Below are 2,246 nucleotides of genomic sequence, written 5' to 3'. Positions count from 1 at the left end.
AGGGCGGCATCGGCGGCGTACCGCCCGGCGGCGACCGCCGCGGCACCGGCGGCCGTCACGGAGGTGGCGGCGAGGGCCGCGGAACGCAGACGCATCCCGACAGTGTCGGCGACGCGGGTCCCACGGGCCAGTGGAAGGTGCCGCCCGGGTGAACTCCGGACCCGAACTCCGCGCGGGCGCCGGGCCGTCCGCGACCGCAGCGGCTCACCGGCCGTCGGCCCGGGCGCTCGCTCACTCCGTGGAGCGCTGTCCGTACGTACGCAACTTCTCGCCCACGCGGGCCAGTTCGTCCTCCGGGAGCAGCGACGGCGTCAGCCCCGGCACCGACGAGGCGGCCAGCCAGACGCGGCACATCCACTCCAACTGCGCGGTGCGGTCGTACGCCTGGGCGAGACCGTCGCCGTAGGCGAGGGTGCCGTGGTTCTGCAACAGGCAGGCGCTGCGGGCCTCCAGGGCGGTGAGCGCGCCGGCGGCGAGTTCGTCGCTGCCGTAGGTGGCGTACGGCGCGACGCGTACGGGACCGCCGAGCGCCGCCGTCATGTAGTGGACGGCGGGGAGTTCGCGTACGAGCGTGGAGACGGCGGTGGCGTGCACGGCGTGGGTGTGCACGACGGCGCGGGCGGCGGTGTGCCGGTAGACGGCGAGATGCAGGGGCAGTTCGCTCGTCGGCTCCGACTCCCCCGCCGTGCGCCGCCCTTCGAGGTCGACCGCGCACAACTCGCCGTCGCCCAGGCGCTCGTAGGGGACGCCGCTCGGGGTGACCAGCACCGTGTCGTCCACCCGTACGGAGACGTTGCCCGAGGTGCCCACGACGAGGCCGTCCTCGCTCGTCCGGCGGGCGGTGGCGGTCAACTCCCGCCAGGCGGCGCGCAGTCGGTCCGGCAGGTCGTCAGGCACGGAATGCCTCCATCCCGGTCGCGTACGGGTCACGGACACCGTCGCGCGGACCGCGCGAGGGCAGCGAAAGAGGGCGAAGACGCTGGTGAGGCAAGGGGGTGAGGCCGCTCACGACACACGTCATCGAGTGACACCCACAGGCCCGCCACAGTTCATCTTCCGTTCACCCACCGTCCCTACGTTCATCTGGACCTCATCTTCGAGCGGATTGTGCCTGGGTGAATGGAACACATCTCGCTTCTCATCGGGATCGTGATCGTCACGGCCTTGGTGTTCGACTTTACAAACGGCTTCCACGACACCGCCAACGCCATGGCGACCACCATCTCCACCGGGGCGCTCAAGCCCAAGACCGCGGTGGCGATGTCGGCGGTCCTCAATCTCGTCGGTGCCTTCCTCTCCATCGAAGTCGCCAAGACGATCTCCTCGGGAATCATCGACGAAGGCTCCGGCATCCGGCCTGAAGTGATCTTCGCCGGACTCGTCGGAGCCATCGTCTGGAATCTGCTGACCTGGCTCGCCGGGCTCCCCTCCAGCTCCTCGCACGCGCTGATGGGCGGACTGCTCGGAGCCACGATCGCCTCGGTCGGACTGGGCGCCGTCAACGGCGGCACCGTCGTGATGAAGGTGCTCATCCCCGCGCTCGCGGCTCCGGTCGTCGCCGGCGCCGCCGCGTTCTTCGCGACGAAGCTGACCTACCGCGCCGCGCGCAGGGCCGACGAGCAGCAGACCGCGAAGGGCTACCGGGCGGGGCAGATCACCTCCGCCGCGCTGGTCTCCCTGGCCCACGGCACCAACGACGCGCAGAAGACGATGGGCGTCATCACCCTCGCCCTGATCACCGGCGGCGCGATCGCCCCGCAGGCGGACCCGCCGACCTGGGTGATCGTCTCGGCCGGTACGGCCATCGCGCTGGGCACGTACCTCGGGGGCTGGCGGATCATCCGCACCATGGGCAACGGCATCACCGACATCAAGCCCCCGCAGGGCTTCGCCGCGCAGACCTCCGCGGCGGTGACCATCCTCGCCTCCTCCCACATCGGCTTCTCGCTCTCCACGACACATGTCTGCTCCGGTGCGGTCATGGGCTCCGGGGTCGGACGGAAGGGCGGCGTCGTGCGCTGGTCGACCGCGGGCCGGATGGTGGCGGGCTGGGGCCTGACGCTGCCGGCGGCGGGGCTCGTCTCCGCGGGCGCGGCGGTGCTCGCGGAGCAGGGCGACTGGGGCGTGACCACGGTCGCCGTGCTGGCGCTGGCCGTCGGCGGCGGCATCTGGGTGCTCTCGCGGCGCCAGCCCGTCGACCACACCAACGTCAACGACGCGGCGCTGCCCGGGACTTCGGGGCAGGA

Annotated in this window: 2 protein-coding genes; one reads left to right on the top strand and one right to left on the bottom strand. The window is 71.8% G+C overall.

Annotation, left to right across the window (positions count from 1 at the left end; all coding sequences use genetic code 11):
- Positions 1-231 precede the first annotated feature (231 nt).
- On the bottom strand, positions 232-897 hold the full coding sequence (locus AN218_RS19585; protein WP_420855991.1) for a class II aldolase/adducin family protein: 666 nt from the start codon (positions 895-897) through the stop codon (positions 232-234).
- Between the two features lie 222 nt (positions 898-1,119).
- Between AN218_RS19585 and AN218_RS19580 the strand changes: the two genes are divergently transcribed.
- Positions 1,120-2,246, top strand: a 1,127-nt coding sequence (locus AN218_RS19580) for an inorganic phosphate transporter (RefSeq protein WP_070018194.1), incomplete at its 3' end; no start/stop codon positions are given.

Source organism: Streptomyces nanshensis (assembly GCF_001751255.1).
In the GTDB taxonomy this organism is placed as follows: Bacteria; Actinomycetota; Actinomycetes; order Streptomycetales; family Streptomycetaceae; genus Streptomyces; species Streptomyces nanshensis_A.
This window is presented reverse-complemented; position numbering and strand designations above follow the sequence as displayed.